This window comes from Methanoregula sp. (genome assembly GCF_003170075.1).
GTDB lineage: Archaea > Halobacteriota > Methanomicrobia > Methanomicrobiales > Methanospirillaceae > Methanoregula.
This window is the reverse complement of the sequence record NZ_PMZU01000001.1, coordinates 1-16,407: the sequence shown is the minus strand read 5'-3', so window position 1 is coordinate 16,407 and position 16,407 is coordinate 1. Positions and strand designations below refer to the sequence as shown.

Sequence of the window (16,407 nt, the reverse complement as noted above, 5' to 3'; positions counted from 1 at the left end):
GGCTCCCGCCGCCCCCGGCAGGAAGCCCCCGCGACGGGCAAGGGACGAAAGATACTTTGGAACGGATCGGATGCCGGCCAACAGGAACCCTGTCTGAATTGTCACGAATAATTCCCTGGCCCCGCCGTGCCCCGTGAGGGGCCCTGAGACGGGGAGCCCTCCTAAAATTTTCTGTAAACCCGTTTTATGGATAGCTCGATAGTGTACTTTAGCGTTTCATGAGGCGGCCTGCACTCCCGTATGTTTTATTGACCGGCATACCTATCCAGTCTTATGGGTCACGAACTGCACGTTGTCGATGCTTTTACCGGCCACCCCTTCCGGGGGAACCCTGCCGGGGTTTGCATCCTGGACGAACCTGCCGATCCCAGTTGGATGCAGCAGGTCGCCGCTGAACTGAACCATTCGGAGACGGCGTTTCTCCATCCCGGTTCCGGCAGCTGGAACCTGCGGTGGTTTACTCCTGCACAGGAGGTGGAACTCTGCGGCCACGCGACACTCGCTGCCGCATTTGTGCTCTGGGAGACCGGCCGGGAGCAGCCGGGTTCTCCGGTATCCTTTGAGACCCTGTCCGGGACACTGACCGCCCGCCGGGACGGCGAATGGATATATCTTGATTTTCCTGCAGAGCCGGCGGGGGAAACAGAACCGGTCCCGGGGCTCGACCGGGCGCTGGGGGCAACGCCCGTCTTTGTCGGGCGGAACCGTTTTGACCTGCTCGTGGAGCTTCCTGCCGCTGCGGACGTATGCGACTGCGAGCCCGACATGGCCGCCCTCGCTGCCGTTCCCGCACGGGGCATTATTGTCACCGCTCCCTCCGACCTTCCGGCATTCGATTTTGTTTCCCGGTTCTTTGCCCCGGCACTTGGCGTGCCGGAAGATCCGGTCACCGGTTCCGCCCACTGCTGCCTCGGGCCGTACTGGGGAGAAAAACTCCATAAAACCGAACTTTTCGGGTTCCAGTGCTCTTTAAGGGGCGGAACCGTCCGGGTTACGCTGAACGGCGACCGGGTGATTCTGGGCGGGCATGCGGTGCGGGTGTTCTCGGGGCAGCTGCTGGTTTAAACGGAAGGAGCACCCCGCGTAATCTTATCATGGTTGGCGGTCACATATCTAACCGGAGATAAAAGATTCACATGTATCTTGTCGGAGAAGCACTCATAGGCGAGGGCGCGGAACTCGCGCATATCGACCTGCTGCTCGGGAATAAGGAAGGCCCGGTCGGGAGCGCGTTTGCAAACGCGGTATCCCAGTTATCGGTGGGACACACCCCCCTGTTAGCGGTCGTCCGCCCGAACCTGCTCACCAAGCCCGCAACGGTCGTTATCCCGAAGGTGACGTTAAAGGGCATGGAGCAGGTCAACGAGATGTTTGGCCCGGTGCAGGCAGCGGTTGCAAAGGCGGTCGCGGACAGCCTCGAAGAAGGCGTGTTTGACAATCTCGATATCGAGGATATCGTTATTCTTGCATCTGCGTTTGTCCACCCGGATGCAAGGGATTACAACCGGATCTACCGGTACAACTACGGTGCGACGAAGCTTGCCATCCGCCGGGCGCTCGACAAGTTCCCGGACGTAAAGACGCTCGTGTACGAGAAGGATCGTGCAGCGCACGGCATCATGGGATTCAAGGTGCAGCGCCTCTGGGACCCGCCATACCTGCAGGTCGCGATGGACCTCGTGGACATGGGCAGGGTCGCGCAGGTCTTAAAGGAAGTCCCGCAGAACGACCATGTGCTCATCGAGGCAGGAACGCCGCTCATCAAGAAGTTCGGCCTTGGTGTCCTTTCAGAGATCCGCAAGCTGCGCCCGAACGCATTCATCATCGCGGATATGAAGATCCTCGATACCGGCAATCTCGAAGCCCGGATGGCGGCAGATGCGACCGCAGATGCAGTCGTCGTCTCGGGCCTTGCCCCAACCTCCACGATCGAGAAGGCGATCCTGGAAGCCCGCAAAGTCGGCATCTACTCGATCATCGATATGCTCAACGTGCAGAACCCGGCAAAGCTCATCGAAAAGCTCAAAGTGAAGCCTGACATCGTCGAGCTCCACCGTGCGATCGATACCGAGGAGACCGCCCACGCATGGGGCGACATCCCGGCAATGAAGAAGGCAGCGGGCGGGAAACTCCTCTGCGCAACTGCCGGCGGCATCCGTGTCGAAGTCGTGAAAGACGCCCTCAAGGCAGGCGCAGATATCCTCGTGGTCGGCCGCGGTATCACCGCGAGCAAGGACATCGGGCATGCAACCGATGAGTTCCTTGACCAGCTCAACCGGGAAGAGATCGACCAGTTCAGGGTTATGACGGATTTCTAAAACAATAATTTTTGAATACTTTTTTAGATTTGAAAAAGATCCTACTGAATTTTCGGAACCGAACACAGGTTGCCACATGAGTTGATGCTGTACGACAGGAGGATGGCTTTATCGTCGAGGCACTTTTCTCCGATGCCGATCCTGCTCAACTTGTCACGGATTATTCGTATCTTTTTTTCAGTCGTTTGCATAAGGATAATGCCTCATTGGTGGGTGATACGATAAAGAGATGTATAAATATCGCAGGATTTTTTGCTCTCTGGAGATTCAGATGTGAATCGACCGGGTTCACTCCGGAACTATGAAAGCTTAGCGTGGAGTTGCACCCGGTGCCTGTTGTGGGGACCGTGTCAGCGAGGCGGAGGTTCCTCGTGAAAACCGGTATTCGTCCTGAAGGATCGTTTCCCCCGTTTATGGTGATGCCACCGAGACGTTCATTATCGTCAGGTTCCAGGTGTCGGGCTCGACTGCATAACCGGGCCAGTCGTTAAATACATAGTCATCCATCTCGAGCGTAAATCCTGAAGTACCATGGGGAGAGATTAATACCGTGTCGTAGGCCGTTGCTTTTGGCGTGTCGGGGAGGGAGTGGGCACCGTACATTTCTCCCCTCATAACGACTTTTAAGGGATAGGAAGAGAGGGAATCGATCAACCCGGATAACGTGATGTTTCCTTTGGTGACAACACCCGTGCTGTCAAAGGATAGCGGAAAGACGTGAAAATTGGCACCATAGACATAAATTGAAGATATGGTTGGGGGAGGGATGGGTTTTGTTGTCAGCGTGACAACCGGTTCCGGTACAGGTGTAATCGCTGGAGTTGTTTCTGGTGGCTGCGTATGAGGGGTGACGATCTCAGTAACGGGGAGTGGCGCCGGTGTCGTGGGGATGACAACCGGGGAAACTGTCGGCCGCTCCGTGGTATTTTCTGCGGGCCGTATACCGGTGCATCCTGCCAAAAGGAGAACAAGGATTATAAGTATCCCGGGAAGAAACCGGATTTTTTTCCTGTCCATGATATCTCCTGAGTCCTTGTACAGGGAAAATAATTGTGGCAGGTATTGTATCTCATGATTATCCCAGCCACCCTGCCAATGAAAGGGATAGTACCTGTCCTGCCTGGACTGCCACTGCTGCTTTCGCGATAATATGAGTATCTTTTTCGAGAGAGGTATCGCTCCAGGAGGGATGCCTCGAGTGTGCGGGGAGCAAAAGGCAGCGTGCACCAAGCCCATAGAATTATTGAGGGAATTTTCTGCGGATTTCTCCAGAGCCGGGGGTCTCTCTTGGAGGGCCCCCTCATTTCCGGATAGTACGCGGGAAGCGTGGAATCCATCTCTCTTCTTAAAACGACCGGAGATTTAGCAACAAAAGATAGTATAAGCCCCTTCAGGAACGAGTATATCCGGAGATATATGCATGGGAACTGAGGTAACCTTCGACGAGATCCGATCGAGAACCCGGGCACTGATGCCCGATGTCGTGGAACAACTCAAAAGTCTTATCCGGTATCCTTCGGTAGCCTTTCCCGGCTATCCCTCTGAACCTGTCAATGCGATGGCGGATGCAACGGCTGCGCTGCTCAAAGAGTACGGGCTGCATGACGTCCGCCTCATCGACATCCCCGGGGGATACCCGGCAGTGTACGGCGAGATCTCCCCCCCTCCCGGTGCACCGACCGTCATGATGTACGCCCATTACGATGTCCAGCCGGCACACAAAGAAGACGGGTGGGAGACGGATCCCTGGACGCCGGTAGAAAAGGACGGCCGCATCTATGGGCGGGGAGCCACCGATGACAAGTCAGGCATCATGATCACCGCGGCCTCCATCAGGGTCTTTCGCGGAAAACCTCCTGTGGGTGTGAAGGTGCTTATCGAGGGAGAGGAGGAGACGACCAGCCATCTCGACGCGTTTGTCGCCGCACATCCGGAGCTCTTCCGGTGCGACGCGTTTATTGTAGCCGATAATGGCAACCTTACCGTGGGCGACCCTGCGCTCACAACATCCCTGCGGGGCGAGGTTTCCTGTATCGTCGAAGTTCGTACTCTTGAGAGTCCGGTTCACTCGGGGACGTTCGGGGGAGCGGCACCCGACGCCCTGGTCGCCCTGATACGGATGCTTGCCACGCTCCATGATGCTCAAGGAGACGTGGCAGTGCAGGGTCTCCGGTCCGGTCTCCCTGCAACCATGGAGTACCCGGAGGAGATCTACCGGGAGAGTGCAGGATTGCTGGAGGGTGTGGATCTCATCGGCACCGGGCCGCTCGGCGCACGTATCTGGTCGAAACCTTCCATCACCGTGATCGGGATTGATGCCCCTTCCATCAGCGCTTCCGCAAATATCCTGATCCCCCGGGCGGCCGCAAAGATCAGCATGCGTATTGCCCCGGATGCGGATCCCGATCGCGAGCTGCATATCCTCATGGATCACCTGCGTGCCGCCGCACCCTGGAACGTCCATGTCGAAGTGCGGGAAGTGAGTGCTTCTTCTGGGTTCATCTGCCCGGCCGGGGGTCATGGGGTGGTGGCAGCCCGCCGGGCACTGGAAACCGCTTTTGGAAAACCGGTCCTGGAAAAGGGGACCGGAGGTTCGATCCCCCTGCTGCATGTGCTCCATAACGCCGTGCCACACGCTGAGTTCATCCTCTGGGGTGCCGAGGACGCCTCATGTTCGCGCATCCACGGGACCAATGAGAGTGTGGATATTGGTGAGCTGGAGCGGTCCATTGTGGCGCAAAGCCTGTTCCTTTTGCTTTTTAAGAAAGGGGCGGTGAAGCGCATATCTGAAAAAAAATCAGGGGGTTCCCGTTCTGGCTGATAGTTCCGGGCAGTTGGCTGGTATCCTGCCGGAACCAACGTTACAGCCCATTCAGGTTGTCTTAGGTGTAAAGAGGTCCGGGGCCTCTCACATACCCTCTGGTAATGTGATTTTTACTACAGGAACCAGACAATAATTTTAGTTGGTTGCTTACAATGATCCGGTTCATTGTCAACAGGTAAAAGCATATAACAGGAAGTAACTTATACTTTACAATGCCGCCATTTATGTATCATGCGCACTCATTTGCAGGGCTCGCCCTGATGATCGTACTCTGGGCAGTACAACTGCTCATCGCGTATCTCATCTACCGGGACGCAAAAGAACAGAAAATGCTTACATCAGTCTGGGTCATTCTGGCGATCCTGCCGGTGTTCGGGTATCTTGTTGACGTGCTCTACCTGATCATCCGGGAGCTCCGGCCTTCCCGGAAGACAGAGAATCCCCCTGTGACCTTGTAACAGAAAAGAACCACACGGCATCCATTGCCAGATCCTTCATGGGCCGGAATGGGATTGTGATAAGCACGGTGCGAAACCAGCCGCATCTTTTTTTTAAAAAGGAATTTCGGGGTGAGGGGGAAACACCCGTTACACCACATCGATCAGTTCTGCTTCGGTGATATCGATTGAATCACCCAGATTGTCGGCTGTGGCGCTCCGGGTCATCTGCTCGGAAAGATCGCGGTCTTCCATCACGTCCCGGATACGGCGGATATACGGATCGATGGTCGGGTCTTCCTGTTCCTCGATGACATGCCGGTATTCGCGCAGGGTTGACGGGCTGACACCGAGTTCATCGGAAACTTCCTTCATCGTCTTTCCCGATTCGACCAGATCTTCCATCTTTACCTTGTCAAATGGCATCCTGAAGTCAAGTTCCCGGAAGAGTTTGAGCCGGACACGTGCCCGGGCAACCGTCTTACTGAGTTTCTCATCACCGAGCTCGCGTGCGATCTCGGTGTCGTTCTTTCCCGCATAAAAGGAGGTAACGAGCTTGGCGAGCTGGATCGGCTTGAGCGAAGTCTTGAAGATCCCCTGCTCGATGATCTCCCGCATCACCAGCGCGACCTCGCGTTCAATTGCATCGCTGTCCCTGAGGGTGCCATGAATGTTTTTCATCGGCTCGACAATCTTTGTCTTGCCGGACATGGTGCTGAAAAGTTCCAGCAGCTGTGTTTTCCGTTTGTCTTCCGTCATTGCATACCCCGTCTTGGGATTAGGATATACAATACTTCGTCAACTATTTAATCCTATCTTTACTGTTCTTTTGACCAGAAACCTTTTATTTGAGTCTGGATCGCATGCCTCATCACCCATCATTTTTCAGCAGAAAACCCATCTACGGGCCCGGATATTTCGGGTAACTAGGGATTTCTTCGATCACCACAGACAGAAAATGTCACGGGCTGCCACGAGACCCGGACACGAGCCTTTTTGTCAGGAGTCGTGCAACTGGAGAAGAGAAGAAACGACAGGGATCCTGCATGAGCGATGTTTTTGAGAGAATCTGCCCGTTTTTCTGAGGAGAGGAGAGACCCATGAAATTTATTGGATTAATTCTTTGCAGCCCGTGCAGGGATCATGATGCATGGCAAGAGGCACGCTGGGGAATGACGGGCCGGACAAAAATAAAACAGCAAACGAAGGGTACAATTAAAAAAAGATTAGAGGTTGGAATCGTAGATGACCTGAGAAGTTCCATCCGCGAATTTTCCAATAGCAGTAACGTGAACAGGAGGGGCTCCAGTTGTTATTACTCCACTTGACCCAACATTTACCGTGCCGGAGGTGGCGTTAGCAATCATTATTCCACCAGTTCCTACTGCACCAGGAGGCGTCCCCGGCGAAGCGGCTGAGCCACCGACTTGCCACTGGATAGACTGAAGTGTTCCTGCATCCTGACCGCCCTGGTAGGTAACAGTTACGGTAGTACTGGATGTCCGTTGCGCAGTCGCCGCAACCACGTGGCTCTTCTGGATGTTTCCTGCCATGCCGAACACGAACGCGGCGATGACCGCAGCAAGTATGACCGTAATGGCAACCATTAATATCACCCCAATTACTGGGGATACCGCTTCGTTGTTGTTTTTATACATAATTCTCGATCTCCTCTTTCGTCTCTTGCGACGTACACTGTGTTGTAGATCTTTGCTTTCTCGGAGATTCTGGAAATTGCGCAACGTACTCCATGTAACCCACGTGAGCATCTTCTTCCGTCTCGTAGGTTCCGATGTGTACATGCTTTCCATATACCTGCGCTTGGGTGTTCCATTTTTGGGATCGTTTATTCCATGTAACTCCCGGATACTTGCTTGATTTCTTTCCAAGTTTCCTAGGATGTCTATTCATGCAATTTTCCCGGTGAGTTACAACGCGCAGGTTGTTCCGCTGGTTATTAAGACCGTTGCCATCGATATGATCAACATATTCCGTCGATCTTGTACCCATGATCAACTGGTGCATGCGTTCATCTTTTCGCTTTTCACCCGGCATCGTCGGGAGCATATGTTTCGCATACGTTATCCCGAACGACGTGGAGGCGTATCATTTATAACCAGCAACAGTCTCGTAATCCTTGTCGTCAACCATCGCCTCATACCCTTTGGTCAGCGGTATAGTCTTCAATCCGGATCACTCTCATTCTTTCGGCTTTTCACAGCCGGGCGATGTAAGCTTGACTTGTTTCCTGCACATCGGGCAAGTCACGAGATGCTTACTTTTGCCCTTGTAACCCCATTCGTGTTGGCACGATGGTCGATCACACTTGATGTGCATAATAAGAATAAGAAGTGTGAGAATAAATAGTTATCGGATCTGGGAGAGAACCTTGCCATCATTCCAGAGCTCATCCCGGATCTCCCTGTAGTGCCATGCGTGCCAACCGTCTGTCCTGATAGGCCCGTAGACTTTGTGGTGGTATGTTCCCGGGATGACATTCGATATAACCATGAGGATGGTGAACTGGGCAACCCACCAGAGGTAATCCGATTCCTGAATCGTGATGAAACGGAGTCCCTGTGCGAAGTAGTGTCCGTAGTTCTGCATGAAAAGCAGGAGTGCTGTGAATCCTGCAGCGTAGATGGTTGTATCTTTCACACCAGCAACAATGATGTCGTACGCCGCGATGTCGTGTTCCCATGCTGCACTGACAAGTCCACCCCAGTACGTGAACTCAATACTTTCGATCTTGACTCCATTCCTGATGCAGGCTGATGCATGCGCATGTTCATGCGAGATGAGAACCAGCAGGACCGTGAGAACGTACGCTACATAGAGCAGATCTCCGAAGTATCCCGCGGCAAGAACGAATGCACCCCACACCGCAAAGAATGACGGATGCCAGACGATCGGGTACTCGGGTTTCTTCATTCCATCAACTGCCTGCAGGCTTCCTGAAGCCGCCACGTTCGGTACTCGCCCGAATACTGCAAGGATGAATTCCACTGGTGCCTGATGCNNCAGTATCCATCTGGGGCGCCAAACTTTCCACCATACAGGATATAAAGAACCTTCACGATGGCAACACGGCCGGTATGCATGATGGCAATCGGGTCGTACTCGTTCAGATGGAGAAGATCACCTACTTGGAAGTTCCTATCATTCCAGCGGTATTCAAAGATCTTCTCTTTTATGACGACAGACTGGAATGGTTCCGGGTGCGTCTTGAGATCATGTGTTTGTGTCATTCCGGTTCCCTATATCGGCTTCCCGATGTAGATGTGCTTCTGGCGAAGACACAGGACGCCATCGAGGACGGGATGTTCATCCTGCCAGTTTTCAATCGCACTTACGATCTCCGGGTTGGTATATCGCGTATCTGCCGGGATCGGAGAACGCGAAATCAACTTTCCTTCCCATGCATCCACCTGAAGATCCATATCAAATTCCGGGAAGCGATCGCGGGCATCCACGTACTGCAGGATGGGACCGAATGGCGATAGGATGAACAGGGCTCCGCAGACATCACATACGTACGACTCCATGGAATCGATATCGTAACCGCGACGATTATTACAGACAGGACAGAAACCAGCAGGCATCGTTTTCATTCCTTGATGATGACCTTCCACTGGCCGAGGGTTTTCTTTGCGAAGATATGCTGGCGCATCTTGTCGAAGTCGTTCCCGTCGCGCTTCTTATAAATATGAGGGGTGAGCGAGATGATAGTGAGAGTGCCCATTCTTATCATGTCCCTGTCACGAACGCTTGGTTGTTTTATCCACAATCCTTGCAGTACGTAACGGAAAAATGCAGCGCATCCGGGCATATTCTCCGGGAGCCCGAGCAGGATATCCTGTGAGCGAAACACAACACGCATGTGCAGGTAGTTATCCCGTATGATGAACTGGATGAAATCCATGCAAGGAGGTTCGAGAGATTCTGCATCAAGAAGGGGATTCCATGTTACGATGACCCCGCGGCGATTGTTGGGATCCCGGGCGAGCTTGTCGATGAGAACAGACACCTGATCATATCCTCTGCCATCACCATCTCCAACCCATTCTCCCGTTACATCTCCATCGGTGGCATCATATGTTTCATCACTCGCGTCGTCGTAGTGTGGATAGTCCTTGCTTCTATTCCAGTACGTATACACCGCCTGTTTTCCATCGGCCCTCGGTGACGTCAGCGTCAGGAACTGCTTCTTGTATGCCTCCGTAAACAGCGGCCCGAAGTTCGACCCGGGCGACACCTGCGGTTCCTGTTCCGGGTGCAGGATCTTGATATGAAGGAAATCATCGCCTTGCTCTTGTGACAGGAACTCCAGCGTGAATTCCTTCTTGTCGACGTGGGTCCGAATGTCGAGTTCCGAATGGCTGTTCACGATTGCGTCGAACGCAGCCTCGTGGGCGTCCGCACAGGTTTCTGCAACGATCTTCATGTTTCACGTCACCGCAATTGTTATGATTTCAATCGATGGATTTTCTCCGGTATTGCTCATGTGGAGATACTGTCCATGTGCGATTGTCCGCGTAGCGCACCCAGTTCCTACGATACATGGGATGCCAAGTTCTCTTGCGATGATAGCGGCATGGCAACCAAGTCCACCGTGGTCGGTAATGATGCCAACAAATTTTGAGAGCCGGGCATCCGGTTCCGGATGTGATGCAACGAGAATGTATTTTCTGAATGCATCATCGTCTGCTGGAAATACCATCCGGGAATCATCTTTGACAACCCATGCAATCCCCATTGTCGCGCCACTACTTGCAACGATTCCGGGTTTCATAACAGTGGATTCGCGGCTCTGGAAGTCCTTCTCGCGCAGGTTGATGAGAGCAGTTCCGATCGCCTTCTCCAGATCTATTCCTCGCAGGGCAACCAGTGTCATCATCTGAACGAGCAGGTGACCTGCAGCATCCATCTCCGATTCCTTGGTTCCATGTGGACGGCATCCGGGATTCAGTTTCTGATCGTGCGTGATGTGTCGCGCGAATGATCCGAACTGGTCTGCTGCAATAGCAACCCGGAACTCCACGTCGCTGCGACCATCCTGCGCATACAGTAGGAGTTCATCCTGAATGTCCTTAAGGAGACGTGTTGCCATTGTTCACCCCCGGGCATTTCACGCAAACGACTTCGCGTATCAACCCCGGCTTCATCTTCCAGATGTATGCGACGAGTTCTCTCTGGTGATCTTCTGTCAGCATGGGATCTTGGAGTTTCGTTCCAGAAAGAAAAAGCCGTCCCGCCGGCCAAGGTTCAATATTCATATAGGTACCTCGATGTGTGCAGGTTGGAAATTCAACGGACAGAGGTTTTCACACAGGTTATTTTCACACCAGAATCGTTTCGTGCCCCTATGGTTGCACTTGTGCATGAATCCAAATCCGTCTCCAAAGAGACACATGATCGTTTCTACGGTATGCCGAAACGCTTTCATTCATACTCTCCTGTCAGCGTACAATATCTCCATAGGATCACATCGATGACCCCGAGGCGTTCATCTTCGAACTTCTGTATCGTCGTGCACATCGCGTCCGGGNNACGGTCCATGTGGCGATCCGGTTTACAACAATCGATACCAAGATTGCGAGCGAGATGCCTGCTTTCCTTTGGACCGATCTGCTTGAGCCCTTGTAAGAAAGTAATCTTCTCTGCATCGGTCTTCAGGAGCTTCAGATCCCGGAACACTTCCCGATACCTCGGATACATGAACACGATTGCTTCTCGCATCCTTCTGTTGGGAATCGTTTCGAATGCATTCGGGCCAGCTTTGTTTGCTGTATCGAATGCTGCCTCGATCTTCTTTGCAACCTTGTAATTAAGACCGGAAGATGAAAAGACCGCAAACCTATACTGCGTCAGGAATTCGTCTGCAGTTATTCTGCTGAAATCCCGGTTCTGGCACCATTCGATCTCGCCATCGTATCCCTGTGATATCACGACATTTCGCGCAAGGCAGAAAAACGAATATAAGGCACTGTTGCGATCGGGAATTGTATCGGTCATGCTGTAACCTCTTGCGATGATGTGAGTTCTAGCTCCACCGATGGATGCTTCCGGTATAAGACTCTCCGGGCGTCACCATTGCGCAGATCGCGGTACATAACAATTTTGCCTTCGCGTACAAGTGCTGTGATCCTGTGCGAAACATACCTGTGATCAAGCTGTACTACGTTTGCAATCGCTTCAGATGTTAGCTTCGCTGTTGTAATTGTTGCAAGGATCCGATTATCGGTTCTCCTTCCCTGCGCTCTTCGATATCGATTTCTCATGTCATCACCGATCAATAAGTTTACAATACGCTGGCAATTCGCACCGCCCGGTGTTGTTTAGTCCTTGACATCGTGCCGGTTTGGAAAACTTGGAAGACTTCCCGATGGCCAGTGGTTTATTACACGAGCCTAGACATTCACATCTGACTGCTGGAATCCACGCCCTGCATTCTCCGTATATGCACACCCCTTTTATAACCGGGCATAGTCTGTTGTCAGCCATCTTTCTTCACCAGTTTTTCCTGCCTGCTATTCTTTGGTCTGCTGGTAATTTCTGCATGCGTGGCCCAGAACAACGAATCGTCAGACATATTTGGATCTTCCTTTTTCAACCGGGCCCGAATTTCTTTTTCACACCGTGCACAGTATAATGGTTTCGAGTTTGCCTGTGTAAGATATGAGAGTTGTTCTGTGCACCCCGTCCTCGCGCAGGTACCATATGCTTTACCCATCGCAATCAGGCTGCAGGTCCAGCTTGTTCGAGTTTCCCGGCCGCAATGAATGCTGCGAGATCGGCATCGCTGATGCGGTAGTTCCCGATCTTCGAGGCTTTCAGTTTCTTCTCGCGGATGTAGCGGCGAACTGTTTCCTCGCATACTCCAAGGATCGTGGCAGCTTCTTTTGTGCTGCGAAGCCTGTCCCGCGTTTCCATACATACAATGTAGTAAGTAGTAGTATATTAATGTATGTTGTAACAAGAAAAAATAGAAAAAAAAAAGATTACTCTTGACCCGTCGCGACGCTAGTGACCTTGGCTGGTTCGTCGGCCCATTCGTGCCCGCAGAGGTTGCATACGGAATCTCTTGTCGTAACGCGGTGCCGGATATTCTTTCGCCCGCACTGTGGGCACTTCGGGATCTCAAACGTATCTTCTGCCATGAAAAGGAAAACCTCGTATAGAATTCTTGTTACCTATATGTTTGTGCTTGTTGTATTTAGTGATTGTGCTTGCTGGTTCTGGTTGGATTCGTGCGAAACCGGAACGTGCTGCGGGCACCAGAACCAGATATGATCCGGAATTATTGGATGCCGCACCTTGGCCCCGCATGTCTTGCATCTCGATACAACCGACTGGTACTTTGTACATGCCAGCAATCCGATCGTGCAGGAATTGGCTTCGGTACACATCGTGCAGTCGTTCGGGATGTCAGCATCCTTATTTTCTTTTCCGCCTCGCAGGAGCTTCTTCCGACAGCGTTCGCTCTTGATCTGACTTGGCGTCTTCTTATATTTTTCAGACAACTTTCCGTGCGCCTGTCCCGTGATAATCATCATCGCACGAGCCCGCGCTTCGAGTTCTTTCCTTGATGGCACAGATATCACCTATGGTCAGTGTGTTCATATTTCGGCGTTCTCGCATCCGTCGCGCAATGGTTGTTTCCGTCGCAGGAAGATTGTGTTCCTGCCGTATGGAATTGCATTCGATACAACAGAGTGCGAGGTTTGAAAACTCGTTCGTTCCCCCATCGGCAAGGGAGATCTTGTGTTCAAGACTGAAATCATTCACGTGATGAACATGCGGCCGGCTCGTGTTCCCGAACCCATGGGAGATGACCATGGGCTCCAGACAGTACCAGCAAATGAATCCAGCTTTCAGGTACACCTTGAAGAGATCAACGATGTCGGAATATTTGAGATGGCAGATCTCATTCGACGGATCGCTTGGATGCCGCTCGTCCCAGCGTTTCCACGCAACCCGTTTCTTCCGTCCCAGACTGTCGAGTACCGCCCACCGGTACTGGCACATGGCTTTGAATGGACACTTGTCATCGGTAAATGAAAAACATTTCATCTCGCATGGCAATTCGGTAGGGTGAAACATCTGGGCGTTCACTTCTTCACCGCCTTCACGTTCGCCTGTATCACATTGCGAAACATCACTGTCTGGTTTATCGTCATGATCTTCTTTTTGATAATGTCGACGTTTGCCATTGTGATGAGATCCTGTAGAGAATGCTCCTGCAGGATCTGCGATGCCCGGGTATGCCCGATGCCATTGATGCAGCAGAGCATCCCGAGCGCCTGCATGTCAGCGCCGTAGCGTTTCTTCTGGTGAGGATAATGCTGATCGTGCACGTAGTAATGGGTGCTGTACATCCACCAGATTGATTCGTCCAGACCTTTCGTTGTGATGACTTCAACTCCCATCTTGCGAACAGAATTAAGGAAATTGAAGTAGGACCGCGCCGACAACTGGCATGGCTTCAGGAACCGGTTCTCCCTGCGCATCATCATCCCGGAATAGTTATCGATCGCGTACGTTTCCTCTATGAGCAGGACCGGGTGTTCTGTCAGGTCCATGAGCGCTGGCAGTATGTCATCGTAGATCTCCTGCATCTGGGTTGCAACTTCCGGGAAGGTCTTCCGCTGGATGCCAACAGAGTCCTGCGTCCCAACGATCAGGTAATCCATACCATGAGCGAGGCAAACGATATTGGTATCGATACCTTGATCGTTGAGACGGCCTGCTATGTAGTCCTGCTTCTGTTCGCGTGAATCTATGGCTATCAGCGGCTTCACCGCCGGTCGATATCGATATCTTCCCTTCTCGTGGTATGGTACAGGTATGATGTCGAGATTTCACATGCTTGATTGATCTGGGAATTCCCGACAACCTCTTTGGCATCTCCGACGTTGATTGTCGGAAGCACTTTCGTCTCCGCGACTTTATCGAGCTCGGAATTCACGAACGCGAGGTACCGTGCCAGCAGGATCTTATTTGCCTCCGGGAACAGTTCCGCGAACTTGGATGGGATAACGGTTCTCCTCGCACTTGTCTTCTTAAGGAGGTGGTACGATCCATCCTGCTCGATCTTCTCTTCAATACAGAACTGGAGAAGCTGCCCGTATTCCGTTTCGATTCCCGCCAGTTCATTCCTTCTGGCAGTGATCTTTGCTTCGAGCTCGGCGAGTCTTGTAACAGCAACGTCGCGCATCGATTTGAGTTGTTCGTTTGTAAACATTTCATCACCTGCGATAATTGGTGGTTCCTGCAAACGGCAGTACAGATGCCAGATTGCATTTCCTATGCAAAAAAGGTTTACGGCTCATGATGCCACCGTGATGATGCCACGGGCGAGCAGCAGGCCGTAGTAGCCCTCCTTTGCCACGACTACATCTTCATCCAGAACGGTTGCCCATCCGGGCACCTTGGTGAAGTGAGCCATGTATGTTCCGTCTTCTGTGCGATAGAGTTTACACTTGACATCGACGTCGAACTCGATCCAGTCGCCGGCCGCAATCTGCCTTCCGACTTTCTGATCGTTCATGTAGGAGTCTTTCATCTGGGCGGTGAACATCACCGTAGTTTTCTTGATGTTGGACCAGTTGATGAGGGGTTCGAGGATGCCCATGACACGCTGGTTGATTGCAGCCCACGCACCCTTGTTCTCTCCGGAGATGCCAGAGCGTGGACCCTTGCCGTCCTTCGCGCGGATCAGGTTGTCCCTGAAAATCCATTCTTTCTGTGCAAACTTCCGAATGTCGCTGATGCCATCGAGAATTACCAGATCGTACTGGTTGTCCCGGATGATCTTGCGGATCTCGGATTCGAGGCAGGTAAGCGTTGCGATACCGTCTTCCTCGTACATGTCGTTGTACTGGATGATTTGGGCATACGGGACATTCATCCACTGCAGGAGCTTGTCGTCCTTGACTTCCATGCAGAGATAGATCGATCTCTTGCCGCTGTACTTGGCGACAGCGGCATGCTGCGTGGACTTCCCGTTACCCGCTTCTCCGTAGGTGAGAATGAGCGGCATTACTTTGGTACCTCGAAGGGTTTGACTTCCCGGCGGTTGGCAATGTCGTAGAGGCCGTCACGATACCACTGGTCGAGTTGTTCCAGTGCTTTCTTGCGGGCGTCTCCGATCTTGAACAGGAGCTGCTGGTGCTTGGAGGTAGTCTTAACCGACGCCGGCTCGAAGACAATCTCGAAACGGAGCGAAACGGGACCGCTTATATTGTACGAAGACTGCACGATGTTGCAAGCATTGGTAGTTACAAGGCGGTATCCCGGTGCCGACTCCTTGATCGCAGCGACAACCCGCTTTATCGTGTCTGCACGAACCGAACGCTCGTAGTCGTTGATTGCAACATGGGCTGCAGCACACTCCTCTTTCTTGATGTCGTTGCACTCGCGCTTCAACATCTCACGGATCTCGTACAATGCACGAGCCGTCATGCTCTTTGGTTTTTCAATATTTGCCATGTTCATCACCGTTGCAAAAAAGTTGACAGGGTGATTATGCCTTGTAGGACAGCTTGCCCTGCGCGTCCATCTGCATGAGCAGGTTCACGAGGTCCGGGCGGGCCGTGGCGATCGCGGGGATGAGCTTCTCCTTGTTCGGGTACTTGGTGGCTTCGACGATCAGGTAGGTCTCGTCATCCTTGCTGCCGGAGATCTTTGCCTGACTTGCCTTGGCACCGCCCTTGACCGGGACGATGGTGTCGAGGTTGACTTCGGAGTAGCCGCTTGGAGTCTTGCCGTCGGGTTTCATCTGGAGCTTGGTGTGTGCCTTGAACTGGATGCCTTCCTTGAAGATCTC

21 protein-coding genes are annotated in these 16,407 nt (G+C 52.6%); 4 read left to right on the top strand and 17 right to left on the bottom strand.

The window, feature by feature from the left end; all coding sequences use genetic code 11:
• Positions 1 to 273 precede the first annotated feature (273 nt).
• On the top strand, positions 274 to 1,065 hold the full coding sequence (locus QZN75_RS00100) for a PhzF family phenazine biosynthesis protein (protein WP_292423149.1): 792 nt from the start codon (positions 274 to 276) through the stop codon (positions 1,063 to 1,065).
• 71 nt (positions 1,066 to 1,136) lie between these two features.
• The gene (locus QZN75_RS00095) at positions 1,137 to 2,318 is read left to right on the top strand and encodes a bifunctional 5,6,7,8-tetrahydromethanopterin hydro-lyase/3-hexulose-6-phosphate synthase (protein WP_292423146.1); all 1,182 of its coding nucleotides are present in this window, start codon (positions 1,137 to 1,139) and stop codon (positions 2,316 to 2,318) included.
• 411 nt (positions 2,319 to 2,729) lie between these two features.
• Here QZN75_RS00095 and QZN75_RS00090 read toward each other — a convergent pair whose 3' ends face one another.
• Positions 2,730 to 3,335 carry a hypothetical protein gene (locus QZN75_RS00090; RefSeq protein ID WP_292423143.1) on the bottom strand — a complete coding sequence of 202 codons (606 nt, stop codon included), beginning with the start codon at positions 3,333 to 3,335 and terminating at the stop codon, positions 2,730 to 2,732.
• A 403-nt stretch (positions 3,336 to 3,738) separates the two neighbouring features.
• Here QZN75_RS00090 and QZN75_RS00085 point away from each other — a divergent pair, with 403 nt between their 5' ends.
• A complete protein-coding gene (locus QZN75_RS00085) occupies positions 3,739 to 5,139 on the top strand; it encodes a M20/M25/M40 family metallo-hydrolase (protein ID WP_292423142.1) in 1,401 nt (466 codons plus the stop codon).
• Positions 5,140 to 5,354: 215 nt separating this feature from the next.
• Positions 5,355 to 5,600 (top strand): hypothetical protein, encoded by a 246-nt coding sequence (locus QZN75_RS00080; RefSeq protein WP_292423140.1) that lies wholly within the window; start codon positions 5,355 to 5,357, stop codon positions 5,598 to 5,600.
• Positions 5,601 to 5,729: 129 nt separating this feature from the next.
• Here the strand turns inward: QZN75_RS00080 and QZN75_RS00075 are convergent, their stop codons facing one another.
• The 16 genes from QZN75_RS00075 to QZN75_RS00005 all read right to left on the bottom strand — a co-directional run.
• Entirely contained in the window at positions 5,730 to 6,338 is a 609-nt protein-coding gene (locus QZN75_RS00075; RefSeq protein ID WP_292423138.1) for a response regulator receiver protein, read from the bottom strand.
• Positions 6,339 to 6,805: 467 nt separating this feature from the next.
• A complete protein-coding gene (locus QZN75_RS00070; protein WP_292423135.1) occupies positions 6,806 to 7,237 on the bottom strand; it encodes a type IV pilin N-terminal domain-containing protein in 432 nt (143 codons plus the stop codon).
• Positions 7,230 to 7,589 carry an HNH endonuclease gene (locus QZN75_RS09945; protein WP_366652775.1) on the bottom strand — a complete coding sequence of 120 codons (360 nt, stop codon included), beginning with the start codon at positions 7,587 to 7,589 and terminating at the stop codon, positions 7,230 to 7,232. Before QZN75_RS09945 ends, QZN75_RS00070 begins: the two co-directional genes overlap by 8 nt.
• Positions 7,590 to 7,946: 357 nt before the next feature.
• Complete coding sequence (locus tag QZN75_RS00065; protein WP_292423134.1) at positions 7,947 to 8,510, bottom strand: hypothetical protein; 564 nt, start codon at positions 8,508 to 8,510, stop codon at positions 7,947 to 7,949.
• Positions 8,507 to 8,827 (bottom strand): DUF3850 domain-containing protein, encoded by a 321-nt coding sequence (locus tag QZN75_RS00060; protein WP_292423132.1) that lies wholly within the window; start codon positions 8,825 to 8,827, stop codon positions 8,507 to 8,509. The genes QZN75_RS00065 and QZN75_RS00060 overlap by 4 nt, the downstream gene beginning before the upstream one ends.
• Before the next feature lie 9 nt (positions 8,828 to 8,836).
• The gene (locus QZN75_RS00055; protein WP_292423131.1) at positions 8,837 to 9,181 is read right to left on the bottom strand and encodes a hypothetical protein; all 345 of its coding nucleotides are present in this window, start codon (positions 9,179 to 9,181) and stop codon (positions 8,837 to 8,839) included.
• Positions 9,182 to 9,186: 5 nt separating this feature from the next.
• Positions 9,187 to 10,023 carry a thymidylate synthase gene (locus QZN75_RS00050; protein WP_292423129.1) on the bottom strand — a complete coding sequence of 279 codons (837 nt, stop codon included), beginning with the start codon at positions 10,021 to 10,023 and terminating at the stop codon, positions 9,187 to 9,189.
• 3 nt (positions 10,024 to 10,026) lie between these two features.
• A complete protein-coding gene (locus QZN75_RS00045; RefSeq protein ID WP_292423126.1) occupies positions 10,027 to 10,689 on the bottom strand; it encodes a PEP-utilizing enzyme in 663 nt (220 codons plus the stop codon).
• Positions 10,670 to 10,792, bottom strand: a complete 123-nt coding sequence (locus QZN75_RS00040; RefSeq protein WP_292423123.1) for a hypothetical protein — start codon at positions 10,790 to 10,792, stop codon at positions 10,670 to 10,672. Before QZN75_RS00040 ends, QZN75_RS00045 begins: the two co-directional genes overlap by 20 nt.
• Positions 10,793 to 12,317: 1,525 nt before the next feature.
• Positions 12,318 to 12,512 carry a helix-turn-helix domain-containing protein gene (locus QZN75_RS00035; RefSeq protein ID WP_292423122.1) on the bottom strand — a complete coding sequence of 65 codons (195 nt, stop codon included), beginning with the start codon at positions 12,510 to 12,512 and terminating at the stop codon, positions 12,318 to 12,320.
• A 582-nt stretch (positions 12,513 to 13,094) separates the two neighbouring features.
• The gene (locus QZN75_RS00030) at positions 13,095 to 13,652 is read right to left on the bottom strand and encodes an HNH endonuclease (protein ID WP_292423121.1); all 558 of its coding nucleotides are present in this window, start codon (positions 13,650 to 13,652) and stop codon (positions 13,095 to 13,097) included.
• Between the two features lie 38 nt (positions 13,653 to 13,690).
• Positions 13,691 to 14,380: an ERCC4 domain-containing protein gene (locus QZN75_RS00025; protein ID WP_292423120.1), complete on the bottom strand. Its 690-nt coding sequence runs from the start codon at positions 14,378 to 14,380 to the stop codon at positions 13,691 to 13,693.
• On the bottom strand, positions 14,377 to 14,823 hold the full coding sequence (locus tag QZN75_RS00020) for a hypothetical protein (RefSeq protein WP_292423117.1): 447 nt from the start codon (positions 14,821 to 14,823) through the stop codon (positions 14,377 to 14,379). Before QZN75_RS00020 ends, QZN75_RS00025 begins: the two co-directional genes overlap by 4 nt.
• A gap of 84 nt (positions 14,824 to 14,907) precedes the next feature.
• Positions 14,908 to 15,621 (bottom strand): AAA family ATPase, encoded by a 714-nt coding sequence (locus QZN75_RS00015; RefSeq protein ID WP_292423114.1) that lies wholly within the window; start codon positions 15,619 to 15,621, stop codon positions 14,908 to 14,910.
• Positions 15,621 to 16,070, bottom strand: a complete 450-nt coding sequence (locus QZN75_RS00010) for a hypothetical protein (RefSeq protein ID WP_292423111.1) — start codon at positions 16,068 to 16,070, stop codon at positions 15,621 to 15,623. The genes QZN75_RS00015 and QZN75_RS00010 overlap by 1 nt, the downstream gene beginning before the upstream one ends.
• Before the next feature lie 34 nt (positions 16,071 to 16,104).
• On the bottom strand, positions 16,105 to 16,407 hold a 303-nt coding region (locus QZN75_RS00005; RefSeq protein WP_292423109.1), incomplete at its 5' end, for a hypothetical protein.